Origin of the sequence: Pseudomonas sp. PDM22 (assembly GCF_014851965.1) — a bacterium.
Classification (GTDB): Bacteria; Pseudomonadota; Gammaproteobacteria; order Pseudomonadales; family Pseudomonadaceae; genus Pseudomonas.
In genome coordinates this window covers 78,810-97,235 of sequence record NZ_JACVAR010000006.1, presented here as the reverse complement: position 1 = coordinate 97,235, position 18,426 = coordinate 78,810, and the positions used below count along the sequence as shown (strand labels likewise).

The 18,426-nt window shown below is 67.1% G+C and carries 24 protein-coding genes and 1 riboswitch; of the genes, 9 read left to right on the top strand and 15 right to left on the bottom strand.

Annotated elements, in window-relative coordinates; translation table 11 throughout:
• Position 1: 1 nt before the first annotated feature.
• The gene (locus IB255_RS21090; RefSeq protein ID WP_081517135.1) at positions 2–916 is read right to left on the bottom strand and encodes a LysR family transcriptional regulator; all 915 of its coding nucleotides are present in this window, start codon (positions 914–916) and stop codon (positions 2–4) included.
• A gap of 103 nt (positions 917–1,019) precedes the next feature.
• Here IB255_RS21090 and IB255_RS21085 point away from each other — a divergent pair, with 103 nt between their 5' ends.
• Both IB255_RS21085 and IB255_RS21080 read left to right on the top strand, forming a co-directional pair.
• Positions 1,020–1,307, top strand: a complete 288-nt coding sequence (locus tag IB255_RS21085) for a putative quinol monooxygenase (protein WP_017521835.1) — start codon at positions 1,020–1,022, stop codon at positions 1,305–1,307.
• Between the two features lie 25 nt (positions 1,308–1,332).
• A complete protein-coding gene (locus IB255_RS21080; protein WP_081517134.1) occupies positions 1,333–2,346 on the top strand; it encodes a zinc-binding alcohol dehydrogenase family protein in 1,014 nt (337 codons plus the stop codon).
• Between the two features lie 198 nt (positions 2,347–2,544).
• On the opposite strand, the gene IB255_RS21075 is transcribed toward IB255_RS21080, so the two are convergent.
• From IB255_RS21075 to nrdR, 13 genes are all read right to left on the bottom strand, one after another.
• Complete coding sequence (locus IB255_RS21075; protein WP_081517133.1) at positions 2,545–3,351, bottom strand: cobalamin-binding protein; 807 nt, start codon at positions 3,349–3,351, stop codon at positions 2,545–2,547.
• Complete coding sequence (locus IB255_RS21070; protein WP_081517132.1) at positions 3,351–3,767, bottom strand: MFS transporter; 417 nt, start codon at positions 3,765–3,767, stop codon at positions 3,351–3,353. The genes IB255_RS21075 and IB255_RS21070 overlap by 1 nt, the downstream gene beginning before the upstream one ends.
• Positions 3,764–4,393: a GTP cyclohydrolase II gene (gene ribA / locus IB255_RS21065; protein WP_081517131.1), complete on the bottom strand. Its 630-nt coding sequence runs from the start codon at positions 4,391–4,393 to the stop codon at positions 3,764–3,766. Before ribA ends, IB255_RS21070 begins: the two co-directional genes overlap by 4 nt.
• Positions 4,394–4,530: 137 nt before the next feature.
• The gene (locus IB255_RS21060) at positions 4,531–5,175 is read right to left on the bottom strand and encodes a TIGR02281 family clan AA aspartic protease (protein WP_081517130.1); all 645 of its coding nucleotides are present in this window, start codon (positions 5,173–5,175) and stop codon (positions 4,531–4,533) included.
• Between the two features lie 5 nt (positions 5,176–5,180).
• On the bottom strand, positions 5,181–5,966 hold the full coding sequence (locus tag IB255_RS21055; protein ID WP_081517129.1) for a substrate-binding periplasmic protein: 786 nt from the start codon (positions 5,964–5,966) through the stop codon (positions 5,181–5,183).
• A gap of 9 nt (positions 5,967–5,975) precedes the next feature.
• Entirely contained in the window at positions 5,976–6,491 is a 516-nt protein-coding gene (locus IB255_RS21050; protein ID WP_081517128.1) for a phosphatidylglycerophosphatase A, read from the bottom strand.
• A gap of 2 nt (positions 6,492–6,493) precedes the next feature.
• Entirely contained in the window at positions 6,494–7,453 is a 960-nt protein-coding gene (thiL, locus tag IB255_RS21045; protein WP_081517127.1) for a thiamine-phosphate kinase, read from the bottom strand.
• A 3-nt stretch (positions 7,454–7,456) separates the two neighbouring features.
• Complete coding sequence (gene nusB / locus IB255_RS21040; protein ID WP_081517126.1) at positions 7,457–7,939, bottom strand: transcription antitermination factor NusB; 483 nt, start codon at positions 7,937–7,939, stop codon at positions 7,457–7,459.
• The gene (gene ribE / locus IB255_RS21035) at positions 7,936–8,412 is read right to left on the bottom strand and encodes a 6,7-dimethyl-8-ribityllumazine synthase (RefSeq protein ID WP_081517125.1); all 477 of its coding nucleotides are present in this window, start codon (positions 8,410–8,412) and stop codon (positions 7,936–7,938) included. The genes nusB and ribE overlap by 4 nt, the downstream gene beginning before the upstream one ends.
• A gap of 97 nt (positions 8,413–8,509) precedes the next feature.
• The gene (gene ribBA, locus IB255_RS21030; RefSeq protein ID WP_081517124.1) at positions 8,510–9,607 is read right to left on the bottom strand and encodes a bifunctional 3,4-dihydroxy-2-butanone-4-phosphate synthase/GTP cyclohydrolase II; all 1,098 of its coding nucleotides are present in this window, start codon (positions 9,605–9,607) and stop codon (positions 8,510–8,512) included.
• A gap of 16 nt (positions 9,608–9,623) precedes the next feature.
• Positions 9,624–10,292, bottom strand: coding sequence for a riboflavin synthase (locus IB255_RS21025; RefSeq protein ID WP_081517123.1), 669 nt, complete (start codon positions 10,290–10,292; stop codon positions 9,624–9,626).
• A 154-nt stretch (positions 10,293–10,446) separates the two neighbouring features.
• Positions 10,447–10,609: riboswitch (FMN riboswitch) on the bottom strand.
• 122 nt (positions 10,610–10,731) lie between these two features.
• Complete coding sequence (gene ribD, locus IB255_RS21020) at positions 10,732–11,832, bottom strand: bifunctional diaminohydroxyphosphoribosylaminopyrimidine deaminase/5-amino-6-(5-phosphoribosylamino)uracil reductase RibD (protein WP_081517122.1); 1,101 nt, start codon at positions 11,830–11,832, stop codon at positions 10,732–10,734.
• The gene (gene nrdR / locus IB255_RS21015) at positions 11,829–12,293 is read right to left on the bottom strand and encodes a transcriptional regulator NrdR (RefSeq protein WP_045215192.1); all 465 of its coding nucleotides are present in this window, start codon (positions 12,291–12,293) and stop codon (positions 11,829–11,831) included. The genes ribD and nrdR overlap by 4 nt, the downstream gene beginning before the upstream one ends.
• 129 nt (positions 12,294–12,422) lie before the next feature.
• Here nrdR and IB255_RS21010 point away from each other — a divergent pair, with 129 nt between their 5' ends.
• The 3 genes from IB255_RS21010 to trxA all read left to right on the top strand — a co-directional run bounded on the left by IB255_RS21010 (position 12,423) and on the right by trxA (position 14,625).
• Entirely contained in the window at positions 12,423–12,890 is a 468-nt protein-coding gene (locus IB255_RS21010) for a YbaY family lipoprotein (protein ID WP_081517121.1), read from the top strand.
• Positions 12,887–13,543 carry a class I SAM-dependent methyltransferase gene (locus IB255_RS21005; RefSeq protein WP_081517120.1) on the top strand — a complete coding sequence of 219 codons (657 nt, stop codon included), beginning with the start codon at positions 12,887–12,889 and terminating at the stop codon, positions 13,541–13,543. The genes IB255_RS21010 and IB255_RS21005 overlap by 4 nt, the downstream gene beginning before the upstream one ends.
• A gap of 212 nt (positions 13,544–13,755) precedes the next feature.
• The gene (gene trxA / locus IB255_RS21000; protein WP_081517119.1) at positions 13,756–14,625 is read left to right on the top strand and encodes a thioredoxin; all 870 of its coding nucleotides are present in this window, start codon (positions 13,756–13,758) and stop codon (positions 14,623–14,625) included.
• Between the two features lie 187 nt (positions 14,626–14,812).
• On the opposite strand, the gene IB255_RS20995 is transcribed toward trxA, so the two are convergent.
• Positions 14,813–15,166, bottom strand: a complete 354-nt coding sequence (locus IB255_RS20995) for a hypothetical protein (RefSeq protein WP_081517118.1) — start codon at positions 15,164–15,166, stop codon at positions 14,813–14,815.
• A 129-nt stretch (positions 15,167–15,295) separates the two neighbouring features.
• On the opposite strand from IB255_RS20995, the gene IB255_RS20990 reads away from it, so the two are divergent.
• From IB255_RS20990 to IB255_RS20975, 4 genes are read left to right on the top strand one after another with little or no spacing between them, the layout of a single operon-like run.
• A complete protein-coding gene (locus IB255_RS20990; RefSeq protein WP_081517117.1) occupies positions 15,296–15,877 on the top strand; it encodes a DUF2796 domain-containing protein in 582 nt (193 codons plus the stop codon).
• Positions 15,878–15,892: 15 nt separating this feature from the next.
• Positions 15,893–16,600, top strand: a complete 708-nt coding sequence (locus tag IB255_RS20985; protein ID WP_081517116.1) for an ABC transporter ATP-binding protein — start codon at positions 15,893–15,895, stop codon at positions 16,598–16,600.
• A 2-nt stretch (positions 16,601–16,602) separates the two neighbouring features.
• Complete coding sequence (locus IB255_RS20980; RefSeq protein WP_081517115.1) at positions 16,603–17,868, top strand: ABC transporter permease; 1,266 nt, start codon at positions 16,603–16,605, stop codon at positions 17,866–17,868.
• Positions 17,869–17,907: 39 nt separating this feature from the next.
• Positions 17,908–18,426 (top strand): DUF3299 domain-containing protein, encoded by a 519-nt coding sequence (locus tag IB255_RS20975; protein ID WP_081517114.1) that lies wholly within the window; start codon positions 17,908–17,910, stop codon positions 18,424–18,426.

Sequence of the window (18,426 nt, the reverse complement as noted above, 5' to 3'; positions counted from 1 at the left end):
GTCAGGTCCAGGGGCGCTCGCGCATCAGTTCGGCGCAGCGCAACTGGACGAACTCGCGCAGCTGGGTCACCGCCCGGCTGAGCTGGGCGCGGTGGGTGCAGAACAGGTTCATCGGCGTGGCCTCGCCCAGGTAGTCCGCCAGCGCCACTTCCAGCCGACCGGCGCGTACGTCGGCCGCGACGTCCAGCCAGGACTTGTACACCAGCCCCTGCCCCGCCACGGCCCAGCGCCGCACCACATCGGCATCGTCGCAAAGGCGGTCGCCGCGCACCGCCACCACATGCTGCTTGCGGCTGTCGCTGAAGCTCCAGCGCTCATGGGCGCGCCCGCCGAGCATGTAGAGCAGGCAATTGTGCCGGTGCAGCTCGTCCGGGTGCGTCGGCTTGCCGTGGCGTGCGAAATACTCGGGAGCGGCACAGAGCACGCGGCGGTTGTCCGGGGCCAGCGGCAGCGCTACCAGGTTCGAATCACCCGGCTGGCCGAGACGAAAAGCCACGTCCACCGGCTGCCGGTAGAGATCGGCCTGGCGGTCGCTGATCAGCAGGCGCAGGTTCATCCTCGGGTGCAGCGCCTGGAATTCGTCGAGCCAGGGCAGCAGCACGTTGCGGCCGAAGTCCGACGGCGCCGAGACCTGGAAGTTGCCGGCAATCTCGCTCTTGCCGCCGGCCAGCAGCTGGCGGCCGTCGTCCAGGCTTTGCAGCGCGGCACGGGCGTGAGCCAGGTACAGCTCGCCCTCGGCGGTCAGGCGCAAACTGCGAGTGGAGCGGGCGAACAGGCGCACATCCAGCTCGCTTTCCAGGCGCTTGAGCGCTGCGCTGGCCACCGCCGGCGACAGTTCCAGCTCGCGGGCGGCGGCGGAAAGGCTGCCGCGCTCGGCGGTGCGGACGAAGATCTGCAGGTCGTCGAAACGCAGCATTTTCAAAAATCCTTTGAAAGAGACTCTCTACTTACGCGGTTTTTCTTCCCAACGAAAGAGAGCAGCATGCCCTCACCTTCCCCGCCCCACTGGAGATACCCGGATGAGCCTGACCCTGATCGCCATCATTCGCGCCAAGCCCGGCCGCGCCGACAGCCTGCAGGAGCGCCTGCACGGCATGCTCGCGCCGTCCCGCGCCGAGGCCGGCTGCCTGCAGTACGACCTGCACCGCGACATCAAGGACGCCGAGCTGATCTACATGATCGAGCAGTGGCGCGATGAGGAAGCCCTGGCCGAGCACGAAGCCAGCCCGCACTTCCAGGCCTTCGTGAAGGCCGCCGAACCCGATCTGGCGGAACTCGATATCCGCCTGATGAACCGCATCGACTGATCGCTTCGAACGCATAGGAATTCCCATGAAAGCCATCGGCTACACCCAGAGCCTGCCCAGCAACGACGCCAATTCCCTGCTCGACATCCAGCTGCCCGAGCCCACGCCCGGCCCGCGCGACCTGCTGGTGGAAGTACGCGCCATCTCCGTCAACCCGGTGGACACCAAGGTGCGCCAGCGCGCCCAGCCCGCCGAAGGCCAGTACAAGGTGCTGGGCTGGGACGCCGCCGGCGTGGTTCGCGCGGTGGGCAGCGAGGTCAGCCTGTTCAAGCCGGGCGACAAGGTCTGGTACGCCGGCGACCTGACCCGCCCCGGCAGCAACGCCGAGCTGCAGCTGGTGGACGAGCGTATCGTCGGCCCGATGCCGCAGAGCCTGGATTTCGCCCACGCAGCCGCCCTGCCGCTTACCACCATCACCGCCTGGGAACTGCTGTTCGACCGCCTGCAGGTAGCCGAAGGCAAGGCCAGCGCCGGACAGAGCCTGCTGATCGTCGGCGCCGCCGGCGGTGTCGGCTCGATCCTCACCCAGCTGGCGCGCCAGCTCACCGGCATGACCGTGATCGGCACCGCTTCGCGTCCGGAAACCCAGGAATGGGTGCGCAACCTCGGCGCGCACCACGTGATTGATCACCGCAAGCCGCTGAGCGAAGAACTCAAGCGCATCGGCGTCGGCGAAGTCACCCACGTGGCCAGCCTCAACCAGACCGAGGAACACCTCGCCGAGATCGTCGCCAGCCTGCGCCCGCAGGGCCGCCTGGCGCTGATCGACGACCCGCTGAACCTCGACGTGCGCCTGCTCAAGCAGAAGAGCCTGTCGCTGCACTGGGAGTTCATGTACACCCGCTCGATGTTCCAGACCGACGACATGATCGAGCAGCACAAGCTGCTGCAGCGAGTGGCCGGGCTGATCGACAGCGGCGTGCTGAAGACCACCCTGGGCGAGCACTTCGGCAGGATCGACGCCGCCAACCTGCGCCGCGCCCACGCGCTGCTGGAAAGCAACACGGCCAAGGGCAAGATCGTGCTGGAAGGGTTCTGAGCCACCACCTCGTAGGGCGCATAACCCGGAACGGGTTATCCGCCGCCGCGGCGGATAACGCCTTAGGCGTTATCCGCCCTACGAGGGTGGCGTCAGGGGAACTACCTGTGCACGGCTGTTCACGAGCAAGCTCGCTACAGTCGGCCGGGCGCACTGGTGTGGCTTTTCGTAGCGAGCTTGCTCGCGAACCCCGGCCGCTCAGTCGTTGGCCTTGGCCCCGGCCAGCAACCGACAGAGCTTCTCGGTCGCGTCGAGCATCGCGAAGCTCGGTTTCTCCAGGTTGCGATCCGGCACCACCCAGAGCTGCTTGAGCCGCGTGGCGCTGAGTTGCTGCATGCCGGTCCAGCTGCGCAGCTGGTCGTCGCTGGCCGCCAGGATCACCTGGGGATCGCGCGCCAATACCGCTTCCAAGCCAACCTGCGGCGCGGGCAGGTCCAGATCGGCGAACAGGTTGCGGCCCCCGCAAACCTCCAGCGCCTCGCTGATGATCTGCTGGCCACCGACGGTATAGAGCGGGCGATCCCACACCTGATAGAACACCTTGAGCGGCTGCTCGCGGCGGTACTGCGCCCGCAGCTGCGCCATGCCCGAATCGAAGGTTTCCGCCAGTTCACGGCCCTTTTCCGCCCTCCCCAGTCGCTCGCCCAGCTCGTGGAACTGCCGGGCGATATCCTCCAGACGGTGCGGATCGGCCACATAGACCGGGATGCCCACGGACGTCAGGCGTTGCAGCTGCGCCTCGGGCACGGCGCCAGGCCAGACCAGAAGCAGGTCAGGCTGCAGGGCAAGAATCTGTTCGAGGTTGACCTGGCCGTAGCGGCCGACGGACGGCAGGTCTTTCAGGGATTCCGCGCGCGGCCCGCCATCGAGCAGGCCAACCAGCCGGTCGGCGGCGCCCAGCTCGAGGACCATGTCGGTGAGGGAAGGCGCGAGGCTCACTACCCGCTCCGCCGCCACGACCGGCAGGCCGGCAAGCAGCAGGAGCAGGCAGAGGAAACGGCGCATCAGGCCAGTTGGCGCGGCAGGCGGTACAGCCAGAGGATGACCAGGCTGGCGAAGCCCAGCAGCAGGACGGGCACGCCATGCAGGTCGACCAGCACCGCCAGGGCGCCGATCCAGGCCGGCAGGCTGCCGACCAGCGCGCCACGGCGCTGCGCGGTGCCCAGCGCCTGCCAGGCAGCAGGTTCATCCGCGCCGTCACGGGCCTTGCCGGTGGCAATCAGCGCATGCTTGTAGCGGCGGAACAGCGGCAGGGTGAGGAACATCGACAGCAGGCCGACGACGAACACCGGCGTGGCCAGCGACTCCGGCCCAGGCGCTTCGCCCACCAGCGCCAGCATCAGGTGCTGCGGCGCCAGCGCGAGCGCCAGCAGCAACCACCAGAGCAGATTCAGCCGGCGCCGGGCAGCGGCGCGATTCACGAAGCGGATGCCTCGGCCTCGGCTTCGCCCTGATGCATGTTGCCCAGCATGTGGCCCAGCTTGCCTGCCTTGGTCTGCAGGTAACGCTTGTTGTGCGGGTTCAGGCCCTTCTGCAGCGGCACGCGCTCGGCAACGGTCAGGCCATAGCCTTCCAGCGCCTTCACCTTGCGCGGGTTGTTGGTCATCAGCCGCAGCGAGCAGACGCCCAGGTGCTTGAGCATCGGCAGGCACATGGCGTAGTCACGCTGGTCGGCGCCGAAGCCCAGGGCCAGGTTGGCTTCCACGGTATCGGCACCTTCGTCCTGCAGGGCGTAGGCGCGGATCTTGTTGAGCAGGCCGATGCCACGGCCTTCCTGGCGCAGGTACAGCAGGACGCCGCGACCTTCCTTGGCGATGGCCGACAGCGCGCCCTCGAGCTGGAAACCGCAGTCGCAACGCAGGCTGAACAGCGCATCGCCGGTGAGGCACTCGGAATGCAGACGCCCCAGCGCCGGCTGGCCGTCGTCGAGCTTGCCCATGGTCAGGGCGACGTGTTCCTTGCCGGTTTCCTCGTCGAGGAAGCCATGCATGGTGAATTCGCCGAAGGGGGTGGGCAGCTTGGAGGCGGCGACGAAAACGACAGACACCGGAAACTCCTGAAAGATTTATCTAAGGAAGGAGGACCGGGATTGTAACAGCTGCGCCGGCCGCACCGTCATTGCGAATTCTGCAAGATAAGCATCGATGCTTTTGATAGAAGTCACGGGGACTGCAGACTACGGGCTCAGTGCTTGGCCTGGATGTACATCATGCCCTGGTCTTCGCGCCAGCCGACGCGGTTGAGGTAGCTCATGCCCAGCAGGATTTCGGTGGGGAAGTCGCCTTCGAGCACCACCGCCTCGACCCCCAGCACCTCGACGCCGCCGAGCTTCACGCTATTGAGCGTCACCCGCCAGCCCTTGGCCGTGCCGCTGGCGGTGGAGGCCATCATCGGCGTACCGCCGGCGCGGTAATCCAGCCCCAGGCGCCGGGCCTGACCTTCGTTCATGGCGATCGAGGTCGCGCCGGTGTCCACCAGGAACTGCGCATTCTGGTTGTTGATCGTGCCGGCCACCCAGTAATGGCCGCCGGTTCCGCGGGCGATGCTGGTCTCGGCGTGCGCGGCCGGCGTGGCATAGCCGGCCGTGTTGTACTCGCGACTCAACTCATAGGTCTGCTCGACGCCGCCCACGCGCAGCACCGCCTTGTGGCTGTCGGCACTGACCACCTGCACGCCTTCCGGGCCGGTCTGGCCGACCTTCACCAGCTTGCGCTGGCCATCGATGCTGAGCACCGCGGCACCGGGGAACAGCCCCACCACCTGCACCTGAGGCGCCGCCACGGCAGCGAAGGAGCAGAGAGACAGGCAGATCAGGGCGGACAGGCGCATGGCGATCACTCCTTGGGCGGCAGCAGCGGTTTCAGCGGGGCGTAGGGCCAGTGCCAGCGGGCGAAGATGCGTTCCAGCTCGCCGCTGCGGTAAAGCACCTGCATGCGTGAATCATAGAGTTTCGCCAATGCCCGCCCACGGTCGTTGTTGGCGAAGCCAAGATACAGCGCAATGGTGCCGATATCGGTGATGTGGTACTCGCTGGCATCAACGCCCCTGGCCTCGATCATCTCTTCCAGCTCGGGCCGCGCGTCGATGAAGTAGTCGATGCGGTGGCCGTCGAGCATTGGCAGGGCCGAGCTGCGCCGTTGCAGCTCGTTGCGCTGCTTGAGGTGGTCCAGGTAGCGGTCGAACGCATAGCCGCGCATCCACGCCAGGCGGTAGCGGTCGAGCGTGGCCAGGGTCGGCTGGGGAGAAGTCTTCAGGCCCAGTGCGCCGATCGGATCGACGTCATAGGGCCAGTGCGGATAGATGATGTGATCGATTTCGTTGCGGTAGGAGCCGACCCAGGCGTCCGCCTCGCCGCGCTGCACCAGCCCGACCGAGCGCACGTAGGGCTCGCTGCGCAGGCTCAGGCGCACACCTTCGGGTTCGTAGATGGCCCGCAGCAGATCCCAGGCCAGGCCACGCCCGTCTGCCTGGCTGTAGTTGACCCAGACTTCGCTGACCACCCGGACTTCCGCGGGCAGCCCGGCAGGCGCTTCGGCGGCCTTGTCAGAGGCCAGGGCCGACGTCAGGGAAGTCGCCGGCAGCCAGCACAGGCAGAGGAGCAGGCACAGCAGTCGGCGCATCGATCTTCCTCAGATCAGCCAGTGGGCCCAACCCCATGTCAGGCCTTGCATCACCAGCCAGGCAAAAACGCCGGCCAGCACATCGTCGAGCATGATGCCGACGCCGCCATGGACGTTGCGGTCGATCCAGCTGATCGGCCAGGGCTTGGAAATGTCGACGATGCGGAACACCACGAACCCGACCAGCAGCCACCACCAGCCTTCCGGCACCAGCCAGAGGGTGATCCACATGCCGACCATCTCGTCCCAGACGATGCCTTCGTGATCGTGCACGCGCAGGTCGTCGGCAACCTTGCCGCACAGCCAGAAGCCGAACAGCATGGTGACGCCCAGCATCAGCCAGTAACCCCAGTCCGGCAGCATCTGCCAGAGTGGTATGAAGGGTAGCGCAACCAGCGAACCCCAGGTGCCCGGCGCCTTGGGCAGGGTGCCCGAGCCGAAGCCGAAGGCCAGGAAGTGCCAGGGATTGCTCCATACCGAATGGGGTACGGGTTGGGCCGGGGCCTGGTTGGGGTGTTCTGTCACGGTCACTCCATGAAATGCAGGTAGCCGCCCTGATGCGGCGTGATGTCGGCACCAGCGCCATCGAGCACGCGTACGCCCGAACCGGCTTCCACCCTACCGACCACGCGCAGGGCCGGCCAGTTCGCCGAAAGTGCAGGCAGATGCTCGGCAGGCAGGGTGAAGGCGAGCACGTAGTCGTCACCGGCGCCCAGCTTGAGCTGCTGCGCGCGCTCGGCGCCCAGCAGGGTTTCCAGCGCCGGGCTTTCCGGCAGCTTGTCGGCTTCGACGATGAGCGCCACGCCAGAGGCGCGGGCGATGTGTCCGCAGTCGGCGAGCAGCCCGTCGGAAATATCCAGCGCCGCGGTGGCCTTGCCGCGCAGCGCCTGGCCGAAGTCCAGCTGCGGCTGCGGAGACCAGTAGCGCGCCAGCAGCGGCTCGGCGACGGACGGTTCGGCGGTCATCTCGCCCAGCACCAGCGGCAACGCCCCGCCCGCTTCCCCGAGCGGGCCACCGACGCAGAGCAGGTCGCCCGGCCGCGCACCGGCGCGGGTCAGCGCCTGCCCGGCGGGCACCCCGCCGAATACGGTGACGGTCATCGCCAGCGGGCCACGGGTGGTGTCGCCGCCGATCAGCACCAGCGCGCATTCCTGCGCCTTCTGGTTCAGGCCACGGGCGAAACCTTCCAGCCAGGCCGGGTCGGCCTCGGGCAGGGTCAGGGCAAGGGTGAAGCCGATGGGCGCGGCGCCCATGGCCGCCAGGTCGCTGGCGGACACCGCCAGGGCACGCTGGCCAAGCAGGAAGGGATCGCAGACGGCGGGAAAATGCACGCCGACGACCAGGGTGTCGGTGGAGATCGCCAGCTGTTCGCCGGCCTTGGGCGCGAGGAGCGCGCAGTCGTCACCGATCCCCAATGCCACTGCCTCGCCGCCGGCCGCACAGGCGGCCGAGGCGAAGTAGCGACGGATCAGCTCGAACTCACCCATGCCTCAGCGCTTGGCGCCACGCAGTTCGGCGGCGCGCAGGCGCGGAGCGAGCTTGTCCAGCACGCCGTTGACGAACTTGTGTCCGTCGGTGGCGCCGAAGGTCTTGGCCAGCTCGATACCTTCGTTGATGACGACCTTGTACGGCACGTCCAGGCGATTGCGCAGCTCGTAGGTGGCCAGGCGCAGGATGGCCAGCTCCACCGGGTCGATCTCTTCCAGCGCACGGTCCAGGCAGGGAGTGAACGCCTCGTCCAGATCGGTCTTCAGGCGCGGTACGCCGTGCAGGATCTCGTGGAAGTAGGCACCGTCGACATCACTGAAATCGTTGTCGGTACGGAAGGTCGCCTCGATCTCGTTGAGCGGCTGACCAGCCATCTGCCAGGAGTACAGGGCCTGCACCGCGAGGCTGCGGGCCTTGCGACGCATGGCGATCTTGTTCGGCTTGGCGGGCTTTGCCGGGGCGTTGTTGCCGTCCTGGGTGCTCACTTGGCCTCCAGCTGCGACAGCAGGCTCACCATTTCCAGGGCGGACAGGGCAGCTTCGGCGCCTTTGTTGCCGGCCTTGGTGCCGGAGCGCTCGATGGCTTGTTCGATGGAGTCGACCGTCAGCACGCCGAAGGCGACCGGCACGCCGAACTGCAGGGAAACCTGCGCCAGACCCTTGGTGCACTCACCAGCAACGTATTCGAAGTGCGGGGTGCCGCCACGGATCACCGCGCCGAGGGCGATGATGGCGTCGAACTCGCCGCGCTGGGCGACTTTCTGCGCTACCAGCGGGATTTCGAAGGCGCCCGGAGCACGGATCACGGTGATTTCGCTCTGGGCGACGCCGTGGCGCACCAGCGCGTCGATAGCGCCTTCCACCAGGCTTTCCACCACGAAGCTGTTGAAGCGGCCAACCACCAGGGCGAAGCGGCCTTTGGGGGCGATGAAGGTACCTTCGATGGTCTTCAGGGTCATGGGCAAGTCTCACTGTTAAAGAGCCGGAGCGTCACTGTGGCGCTCCGCAAATAGGGTAGAAGAACGGCACCGCCGTGCCAGGGCACGGCGGCGAGGTTCATTCAGCGGGCAGGTATTCTACAACTTCCAGGTCGAAACCGGATATCGCGTTGAAGCGCATCGGTGCCGACATCAGGCGCATCTTGCGAACGCCCAGGTCGCGCAGGATCTGCGAACCGGCACCCACGGTGCTGTAGGTGGTGGTCGGCTTCTGCACGGGCGCCGGGGTATTGGTGATCTCGCGGACATGCGCCAGCAGATCGTCGCCGCCGACCTGGTGACCCAGCAGCAGGACCACGCCGGTGCCGGCCTCGGCCACCTTGGCCATGGCCGCGCGCAGGCTCCAGCGGCCCGCCTGGTTGACCATCAGCAGGTCGCGCAGCGGGTCGGGGTTATGCACACGCACCAGGGTCGGCTCTTCCGGGCAGACGTTGCCCAGGGTCAGCGCCAGGTGCACGTCGCCTTCCACGGAATCGCGGTAGGTGATCAGCTTGAACTGGCCCAGTTCGGTATCCAGCGGCTGCTCGGCGAGGCGCTCGACGGTGCGCTCGTGGATCAGGCGGTAGTGGATCAGGTCGGCGATGGTGCCGATCTTGATGCCGTGCTGCTGGGCGAACTCTTCCAGTTCCGGGCGACGGGCCATGGTGCCGTCGTCGTTCATGATCTCGCAGATCACGCCGGACGGCTCGAAACCGGCCATGCGCGCCAGGTCGCAGGCCGCTTCGGTGTGACCGGCGCGAGCCAGTACGCCGCCGGGCTGCGACATCAGCGGGAAGATGTGCCCGGGGCTGACGATGTCGGCGGCAACCGCGTTCTTCGCGGCGGCGGCCTGCACGGTGCGGGCGCGGTCAGCGGCGGAGATGCCGGTGGTGACGCCTTCAGCGGCCTCGATGGAGACGGTGAACTTGGTGCCGAAGCCGGAACCGTTGCGCTGCACCATCAGCGGGATGCCCAGGCGCTCGCAGCGCTCGCGGGTCATCGGCATGCAGATCAGGCCACGGGCGAAGCGGGCCATGAAGTTGATGTCTTCGGTGCGGACACACTCGGAGGCGATGATCAGGTCGCCTTCGTTCTCGCGGTCCTCGTCATCCATGAGGATGACCATCTTGCCCTGACGCATGTCGTCGAGCAGTTCTTCAATGCTGTTGAGTGCCATACGGGGAAGAGCCTTATCAGTGTTTCATGAAGCCGTTTTCGGCCAGGAATGCTTCGGTGATGCCGCCAGCGCCGGCGGCGGGGTCCGCCGCCTTGTCGCCGAGCAGCAGGCGCTCCAGGTAGCGCGCCAAAAGGTCGACTTCGAGGTTGACCAGGCGACCACCGCGGTAGTCCGCCATGATCGTCTCCTGCACGGTGTGCGGGACGATGGTCAGCTCGAACTCGGCGCCGTTGACCGCGTTCACCGTCAGGCTGGTGCCGTCCACGGTGATCGAGCCCTTGAGCGCGATGTACTTGGCCAGCTCACGCGGTGCGCGCACGGTGAACTGGATGGCGCGGGCGTTTTCCTCGCGCTTGACGATCTCGCCGACGCCGTCGACGTGGCCGCTGACCAGGTGGCCGCCCAGGCGGGTGGTCGGCGTCAGGGCTTTTTCCAGGTTCACCCGGCTGCCGATCTTGAGCTGCGCGAAGGCGGTGCGCGCGAGGGTCTCGCGGCTGACGTCGGCCCAGAAGCCGTCGCCGGGCAGTTCCACCGCCGTCAGGCAGATGCCGTTGACCGCGATGCTGTCGCCGAGCTTGACGTCGGCGAGGTCGAGCTTGCCGGTCTTCACGTACAGGCGCACGTCACCGCCTTTCGGGGTGATGGATGCGATGGTGCCGATGGATTCGATTATGCCGGTGAACATGAGGCCTCCCGCACGGCAAAGGCCGCTGGCCGGCAAGGCCGCGTAGCCAACTGGGAAAGATGATGCATGTGGCGAACTCCTGTTTTGGTTAAAAAACAGGGCGTATCGATCGAAGGGATTTCACGGACGCGCGCAGGCACGCCCCGATGGCTCATCCCGTTCTCTCTTCATCCGGACTATTACCGTCGGCCCCGGAATCACACCGGGTCTGCTGACCCTGGCCATCCGGCGAACCGGTCTGGACAGGCGCTCGCGGGCTAGACGCATTGCGCGCCATTACCGCCGGTGGGGACTTGCACCCCGCCCTGAGAACGTCAATCGCGGTCGTTACAGCGTCGACCGCGTGTGGCGTTTTACCACAGGCCGGCGCAAGTCGGAAGCTTCCTATTGATCGCTCCGCGCCCGGCGGCAAGCCCAAGTCAGTGGCGCCGGCGCGCCATCACAGCGGTCTGGCCGTGACCAGCCAGTCGTCTCCCACTGCGCGGATGTCGACGATCTTCAGCTCGCGGGATTCACTCATGCGCTCCAGCGGCAGCTCCAGCAGCGGGCGCGCGGAGGAGCCGAGCAGCTTGGGCGCCATGAAGATGCTGTACTCGTCCACCAGCCCGAGGCGGGCGAAGGCTCCAGCCAGGCGCGGACCGGCTTCCACCAGCACCTCGTTGACGCCACGGCGGCCGAGTTCGGCCAGCAGCGCCATCAGGTCGACCTGGCCGTCGAGGCCGGCGAGGTTCAGCAGTTCGTGGCCGACCACGGCGTAGTTCGGATCGTCCTGGGTGCTCACTACCAGCGCCGGGCCGGCCTGGAAGAAGGTGGCGGTCAGCGGCACGCGCAGGCGGCCGTCGATCAGCACGCGCAGCGGCTGGCGCCGGGAGGCCAATTCAGCCTGTTCGGCGTCCAGGCCCAGCTCGTCCGGGCGCACGGTGAGGCGGGCGTCATCGGTCAGCACCGTATCGGCACCAGACAGCACCACGCTGGCTTGCGCGCGCAGGCGCTGCACGGCGCGGCGCGCGGCTGGGCCGGTGATCCACTGGCTCTCGCCACTGGCCATGGCGGTGCGGCCGTCCAGGCTCATCGCCAGCTTCACGCGGACGAACGGCAAGCCGGTTTCCATGCGCTTGAGGAAGCCCTGGTTCAGCGCGCGGGCTTCGTTTTCCAGCACGCCGGAGCGCACTTCGATGCCCGCTTCGGCAATGCGCTTCATGCCGCTGCCGGCGACCTGCGGGTTCGGGTCCTGCATGGCCGCGACTACGCGAGCGAGTCCGGCGCCGATCAGCGCATCGGCGCACGGCGGCGTGCGGCCGAAGTGGCTGCAGGGCTCCAGGGTGACGTAGGCGGTGGCGCCACGGGCCTTGTCGCCGGCCTGGCGCAGGGCGTGGACTTCCGCGTGGGGCTCGCCGGCGCGCACGTGCCAGCCTTCACCGACTACCTCGCCATCGCGGACGATGACACAGCCGACGCGCGGGTTGGGATGGGTCGTGTACCAGCCCTTGCGCGCCAGCTCGATGGCGCGGGCCATCCAGAACTCATCCATGCCGCTCATTCCTTCGACGGCTCGCGAGCCAGGCGCTCGATTTCCTCGCGGAACTCGTTGAGGTCCTGGAAGCGGCGGTACACCGAGGCGAAGCGGATATAGGCGACCTCATCGAGCTTCTGCAGTTCGGCCATCACCAGCTCGCCCAGCACCCGCGACTTGATCTCGCGCTCGCCGGTGGCGCGCAGCTTGTGCTTGATGTGCGCCATCGCCTCCTCGAGCCGCTCGATGCTCACCGGACGCTTCTCCAGCGCACGCTGCATCCCGGCGCGCAGCTTGTCCTCGTCGAAGGGCTGGCGGCTGCCGTCCTGCTTGATCAGGCGCGGCATGACCAGCTCGGCGGTCTCGAAGGTGGTGAAACGCTCGCCGCAGTTCAGGCACTCACGGCGCCGGCGGACCTGGTCGCCCTCGGCGACCAGGCGCGAATCGATGACTTTGGTGTCGTGGGCGCCGCAGAAAGGACAGTGCATGGCGAGTCTTGGGCAGTCAGGAAAGGTAAGAGGCTCATGGTAGCGCATCGACTGGCCGAAGAAACCCCGCTCCCACGAGACACGCCGCAGGCATTAGGCTATATAGGCGCCCGCCTGGAATCTGTTGCGATGGAGCCCGCCATGTTCGCCCGCCTGCTCTGCCTGTCCCTTACCGTCCTGCTGGCCGCCTGCGCCAGCGAGAAGCCTGCACCGGTCACCCAGCCAGTCGCCGTCACGAAGAAATCGACTTCCCCGCTGGACGAGCCCGTGCCGGCCAACATGCGCGCCCTCAGCGGCCAGCTCAGCAGCTCCCAGGGCTTCCTGCCAGCCGGCAGCGAAGTGGAACTGGCGCTGCTGGTGATCGACCAGCGCGACCGCCCGCAGCAGTTGCTCTCCAGCGAGAAGATGATTGCCACCGGCCAGGCCCTGCCGTTCCGCGTGGTGTTCAACCCGGAATCCTTCCCGGCCGGCGCCCGCGTCGAACTGCATGGCCGCGTCTCGCAGTCCGGCCAGCTGGCCTGGCGCCTGCCGCCGGTGCGCATCACCCAGCCGGAAACCCGCGCCCTCGGCGAGCTGCGCCTGGAGCGCGCGCCGTGACGCCACCGCTTTCCCTGCAGACAGCCCTCGGTGAACTGCTCGGCGACGCGCGCCTGTCCGCCGAAACCTTGCCGGGCACCGACATCCGCCTCTGGCTGATCGACGCGCAGAACATGGACCGCGAGTTCAGCCCCGACGAAACCCGGCGCATCCTCGAAGAACCGCCCTACTGGTGCTTCTGCTGGGCCAGCGGCCTGGTGCTGGCGCACTGGCTGGCCGAGAAACCCGAGTGGGTGCGCGGCAAGCGCGTACTGGATTTCGGCGCAGGCTCAGGCATCGCCGCCATCGCCGCGGCCAAGGCCGGTGCCGCCGAAGTGGTGGCCTGCGACCTCGACCCACTGGCGCTGGACGCCTGCCGCGCCAACGCCGAGCTGAACGGTGTGGAGCTGAGCTATTCGGCGGACTTCTTCCAGGAGGAAGACCGCTACGACCTGATCATCGTCGCCGACGTACTCTACGACCGCGCCAACCTGCCGCTGCTGGACGAATTCCTCAGCCGTGGCCGCGAGGCCCTGGTCGCCGACTCGCGGGTCCGCGACTTCAGCCATCCGCTGTACCAGCGCCTGGGTATTCTCGACGGCTGCACCTGGCCGGACCTGGCCGAGCCGGCCGAATTCCGCCACGTCAGCCTCTATCACGCGCGCCGCGGGTAGCGCCGGCGCGGCGGGGCAAACCATCTCGGATACAGTCCTACGCTCAATGCGCGACGGGTGCGCCATTGTAGGAGCGGGCCATGCCCGCGATCGCGCCCATGGGGCGCTCCTACAGGGAATGCCGGCGCCAGCGTGTGGGTTGTTTCCGTCAGGCAGCGCCCCCACTTATAGTGGCAACCACCTTCATCGCCCCACTCGATTCGAGATTCCCCATGAGCGATACGCCTTACATCTTCGACGCCAGCATCGCCAACTTCGATCAGGTCGTCATCGAGAACTCCTTCCACAAGCCGGTCCTGGTGGACTTCTGGGCCGACTGGTGCGCCCCGTGCAAGGCGCTGATGCCGCTGCTGGCGCAGATCACCGAGTCCTACCAGGGCGAGTTGCTGCTGGCCAAGGTCAACTGCGACGTCGAGCAGGACATCGTGATGCGCTTCGGCATCCGCAGCCTGCCCACCGTGGTGCTGTTCAAGGACGGCCAGCCGGTGGATGGCTTCGCCGGCGCGCAGCCCGAATCGGCGATCCGCCAGATGCTCGAGCAGCACGTACAGCCACCCGCTCCGGCCGCCGACAATCCACTGGAACTGGCGCAGAACGCCTTCAACGAAGGCCGCTTTGCCGAAGCCGAGGCACAACTCAAGGTGCTGTTGGGCGAAGACAACACCAACGCCGCCGCGCTGATCCTCTACGCCCGTTGCCTCGCCGAGCGCGGCGAGCTGGGTGAAGCCGAGACCGTGCTCGACGCAGTGAAGAGCGACGAGCACAAGCAAGCGCTGGCCGCCGCCAAGGCCCAGCTGACCTTCCTGCGCCAGGCTGCCGACCTGCCCGACGCCGCCACACTGAAGACCCGCCTGGCCGCCGACGCCAACGACGACGAAGCCACGTACCAACTGGCCGTCCAGCAACTGGCCCGCCAGCAGTACGAGGCGGCGCTGGACGCCCTGCTCAAGCTGTTCGTGCGCAACCGCAGCTACGGCGAGGACCTGCCGCGCAAGACGCTGGTCCAGGTGTTCGACCTGCTGGGCAACGACCATCCGCTGGTGATCGCCTACCGGCGCAAGCTGGCGAACGTGTTGTACTGATAAACAGGGCGCCGCGAGGCGCCCTTTTTCATGGCGGCATGGGCTCGGTCCGTGCCAGCGCTTTCCCCCAGCGCAGAGGCCTCCCGAACCGTAGGGCGGATAACCTGGAACAGGTTATCCGCCATCAAATTCGCGGCGGATAACGCTGGCGCGTTACTCGCCCTACCAGAGCAGGCCGCGAAGGCTTCTACTCCTCGATCCAGTTGAAGACCTGCACACCCTCGTGCACCTCGATCTTCACCTTCGGACTGTGCCGCAGGCGCACCAGCAGCCCCTTCGCCGCCCCTGAACTCCCCGCCAGCGCCGCCAGCTCATCCAGCAGTTGCGGTCCCTCGCTGCTGCCACTGCGGCGCAGCAGGTCCTGCGCGGCCAGCCACAGCTGATCCACTGGCGCGCCCGCTGCGGGCGCCGGCACGGCAGCGGCCACCGGCGCCACAGCGGCAGCCGGCAGGTTCTGCGCCAGCCGCGCCCAGTCGGCGTCGTCCATCTCCACGGTGAGGTCCACCGGCCAGTCGCCGATGGTGCCCTTGATTCTCAGCATCGCCCTTCTCCTCGCGGCCTTTCGCGCATGCTCCCACGGTGCAGGCGTCGCGCCAAATGAACGCTAAGCTGGCGTTAATAATTAATCTGTTATAACGTAACAAAATCATTCAACAGACCGGAGTTTCCCATGCGCCCCCTGCTCCTCGCTGTCGCCCTGCTGCCCCTCGCCGCCCAGGCCCACGACGAACATGAACACGGCAGCCTCGGCAAGCACGAGCATGGCGTCGCCCAGCTCAACGTCGCCCTCGACGGCAAGACCCTGGAACTGGAGATGGACAGCCCGGCGATGAACTTCGTCGGCTTCGAGCACACCGCCACCAGCGACGCCGACAAGGCCACGGTTGCCGCCGTGCAGGCCCAGCTCAAGCAGCCGCTGCAACTGCTCGCCCTGCCCGTCTCGGCAAAATGCAGCGTGCAGTCGGTGGAGCTTTCCAGCCCGCTGTTCGGCGATGCGCCCAAGGCGGAAGACCACGATCATGACCACGAACATGCAGATGGCGACCACGACGAACACGAAGGTCACCAGCACGCCGACATCGACGCCCACTACCAGCTGACCTGCGCCCAGCCGCAGGATCTCGCCACCCTCGATTTCGCGCCGCTGTTCAAACGCTTCCCGGCGACCCAGAAGATTCAGGTACAACTGATCGGCCCGAGCGGCCAGCAAGGTGCAGAATTGACCGCCGCCAACCCGACCCTGAACTTCTGATCACGACGCTCTGAAATGACCGCACTGCTCGAACTCGACAACCTCGGCTTCGCCTGGCCCGGCCAGGCGGAGCTGCTGGACATCCCCGCCTTCACCCTGGCCCGTGGCGAGACCCTGTTCCTCAAGGGCCCGTCCGGCAGCGGCAAGACCACCCTGCTCGGCCTGCTCGGCGGCGTGCAGCGCCCCCAGCGCGGCAGCGTGAAGCTGCTCGGCGAAGACATCGCGCAGATGAAGCCTTCGCGCCGCGATCATTTTCGCGTCGATCACACCGGCTACATCTTCCAGCAGTTCAACCTGCTGCCGTTCCTTTCGGTGCGGGAAAACGTCGAGCTGCCCTGCCACTTCTCCCACAGCCGCGCCGAGCGCGCGACCCTGCGCCACGGCAGCGTGGCCAAGGCCGCCGAGGCGCTGCTCAAACATCTGGGCCTGGGCGATGCGGCGCTGATCGAACGCCGCGCCGACAGCCTGTCGATCGGCCAGCAGCAGCGCGTCGCCGCCGCCCGCGCGCTGATCGGCCAGCCGGAACTGGTGATCGCCGACGAACCGACCTCGGCGCTGGACGCCGACGCCCGCGAAGCCTTCCTCCAATTGCTGTTCGCCGAATGCCGCGAGGCCGGCGCCAGCCTGCTGTTCGTCAGCCACGACCAGAGCCTGGCGACCCTGTTCGATCGCAGCCTGTCGCTGACCGACCTCAACCGCGCCGCCCGCGCTCCGGGAATCTGAGCATGTACCTGTTGCGCCTGGCGCTCGCCAGCCTGTCCAACCGCCGCTTCACCGCACTGCTGACCATCTTCGCCATCGCCCTCTCCGCCTGCCTGCTGCTGGCGGTGGAGCGCGTACGCACAGAGGCCAAGGCCAGCTTCGCCAGCACCATCTCCGGCACCGACCTGATCGTCGGCGCCCGCTCCGGCTCGGTGAACCTGCTGCTCTACTCGGTATTCCGCATCGGCAATGCCACCAACAACATCCGCTGGGAAAGCTACGAGACGGTGACCCACAGCCCGCTGGTGAAGTGGGCCATCCCGATCTCCCTGGGCGATTCGCACCGCGGCTATCGCGTCATGGGCACCGACACCGGCTACTTCGAGCACTACCGTTTCGGCCGCAGGCAGACGCTGGAGCTGGCAGAGGGCAAACCGTTCGGCCAGGACCTGTTCGACGTGGTGCTCGGCGCGGAAGTCGCGCAGGCCCTGCATTACAAGCTGGGCGACAAGATCGTCCTGGCCCACGGCGTCAGCACCATCAGCCTGGTGCAGCACGACGACAAGCCGTTCACCGTGGTCGGCATCCTCAAGCGCACCGGTACGCCGGTGGACCGCACCCTGCACATCTCCCTGCAAGGCATGGAGGCGCTGCACGTCGACTGGAAGAACGGCGTCCCGGCACGCGGCGCCGACCGCGTCAGCGAAGACCAGGCGCGCGGCATGGACCTGCAGCCCAAGGCGATCACCGCCTTCCTGCTGGGCCTCAAGAGCAAGGTGGCAACGTTCACTCTGCAGCGGCAGATCAACGAATACGACGGCGAACCGTTGATGGCGATCCTCCCGGGCGTGGCGCTGCAGGAGCTGTGGGGGCTGATGGGCACGGCGGAGAAGGCGCTGTTCGTGGTCTCGCTGTTCGTGGTGCTGACTGGCCTGATCGGCATGCTCACCGCCATCCTCACCAGCCTCAACGAACGCCGCCGCGAGATGGCCATCCTGCGCTCGGTGGGCGCGCGGCCCTGGCACATATTCAGCCTGCTGGTGGCGGAAGCCTTCGCTCTGGCGCTGGCGGGCGTGGCACTGGGCATCGGGCTGCTCTACGCCGGCATCGCCGGCAGCCAGGCGTACGTCCAGGCGAACTACGGCATCTTCCTGCCATTGGCGCTGCCCAGCGCCTATGAATGGTCACTGCTGGGCGGCATACTCCTGGCGGCGCTGCTGATCGGTTGTGTACCGGCGTGGCGTGCCTACCGGCAATCGCTGGCCGATGGCCTGTCGATCCGCCTCTGATTCAGCCCCCTGCGAGCCAGCCCCCTGAAGGAAAGCCCCATGCGTCGCCTGCTGTTTCTCCTGCTGATGCTCACCAGCGCCGCCGTCTGGGCGGCGCCGCGTGAGCTGAGCTGGCCGGAGCTGATCCCCGAGGGCGCACCGCCGCCCCCGCCGCCAGTGCCGCTGCACGATATGTCCAAGCTCTCCGATGTACTCAATTCGGAGAGTGGACCGGCGGTGAAGCAGCAGATACCCAACGCTCCCGTGGTACAGCAGCTGGACGGCCAGGAAGTGAAGATGCCCGGCTACATCGTGCCGCTGGAAGTGGAGGAAGACGGCCAGACCGTTCGCGACTTCCTGCTGGTGCCCTACTACGGAGCCTGCATCCACGTGCCGGCGCCGCCGTCCAACCAGATCGTCTATGTTCGAGGCGGCAAGGGCGTAAAAGTCGACGAGCTTTATCAGCCCTTCTGGATCATCGGCAGGATGAGCGTGAAGGCGATGGAAAGCGACCTCGCCGAGGCCGGCTACCAGATGCAGGCCAGCAGCATCGAACCCTACGAATACACCGGCCAGTGA

Coding starts and splice junctions, on each gene's coding strand:
- IB255_RS20990 (WP_081517117.1), top strand. CDS start 15,296: ATGCGCCCCCTGCTCCTCGCTGTCGCCCTGCTGCCCCTCGCCGCCCAG.
- trxA (WP_081517119.1), top strand. CDS start 13,756: ATGAGCGATACGCCTTACATCTTCGACGCCAGCATCGCCAACTTCGAT.
- IB255_RS21055 (WP_081517129.1), bottom strand. CDS start 5,966: ATGCGCCGACTGCTGTGCCTGCTCCTCTGCCTGTGCTGGCTGCCGGCG.
- thiL (WP_081517127.1), bottom strand. CDS start 7,453: ATGGGTGAGTTCGAGCTGATCCGTCGCTACTTCGCCTCGGCCGCCTGT.
- ribD (WP_081517122.1), bottom strand. CDS start 11,832: ATGAGCGGCATGGATGAGTTCTGGATGGCCCGCGCCATCGAGCTGGCG.
- IB255_RS21090 (WP_081517135.1), bottom strand. CDS start 916: ATGCTGCGTTTCGACGACCTGCAGATCTTCGTCCGCACCGCCGAGCGC.
- IB255_RS21010 (WP_081517121.1), top strand. CDS start 12,423: ATGGAGCCCGCCATGTTCGCCCGCCTGCTCTGCCTGTCCCTTACCGTC.
- ribBA (WP_081517124.1), bottom strand. CDS start 9,607: ATGGCACTCAACAGCATTGAAGAACTGCTCGACGACATGCGTCAGGGC.
- IB255_RS21080 (WP_081517134.1), top strand. CDS start 1,333: ATGAAAGCCATCGGCTACACCCAGAGCCTGCCCAGCAACGACGCCAAT.
- IB255_RS20975 (WP_081517114.1), top strand. CDS start 17,908: ATGCGTCGCCTGCTGTTTCTCCTGCTGATGCTCACCAGCGCCGCCGTC.
- IB255_RS20980 (WP_081517115.1), top strand. CDS start 16,603: ATGTACCTGTTGCGCCTGGCGCTCGCCAGCCTGTCCAACCGCCGCTTC.
- nrdR (WP_045215192.1), bottom strand. CDS start 12,293: ATGCACTGTCCTTTCTGCGGCGCCCACGACACCAAAGTCATCGATTCG.
- IB255_RS21025 (WP_081517123.1), bottom strand. CDS start 10,292: ATGTTCACCGGCATAATCGAATCCATCGGCACCATCGCATCCATCACC.
- IB255_RS20995 (WP_081517118.1), bottom strand. CDS start 15,166: ATGCTGAGAATCAAGGGCACCATCGGCGACTGGCCGGTGGACCTCACC.
- ribE (WP_081517125.1), bottom strand. CDS start 8,412: ATGACCCTGAAGACCATCGAAGGTACCTTCATCGCCCCCAAAGGCCGC.
- IB255_RS20985 (WP_081517116.1), top strand. CDS start 15,893: ATGACCGCACTGCTCGAACTCGACAACCTCGGCTTCGCCTGGCCCGGC.
- IB255_RS21060 (WP_081517130.1), bottom strand. CDS start 5,175: ATGCGCCTGTCCGCCCTGATCTGCCTGTCTCTCTGCTCCTTCGCTGCC.
- IB255_RS21085 (WP_017521835.1), top strand. CDS start 1,020: ATGAGCCTGACCCTGATCGCCATCATTCGCGCCAAGCCCGGCCGCGCC.
- IB255_RS21075 (WP_081517133.1), bottom strand. CDS start 3,351: ATGCGCCGTTTCCTCTGCCTGCTCCTGCTGCTTGCCGGCCTGCCGGTC.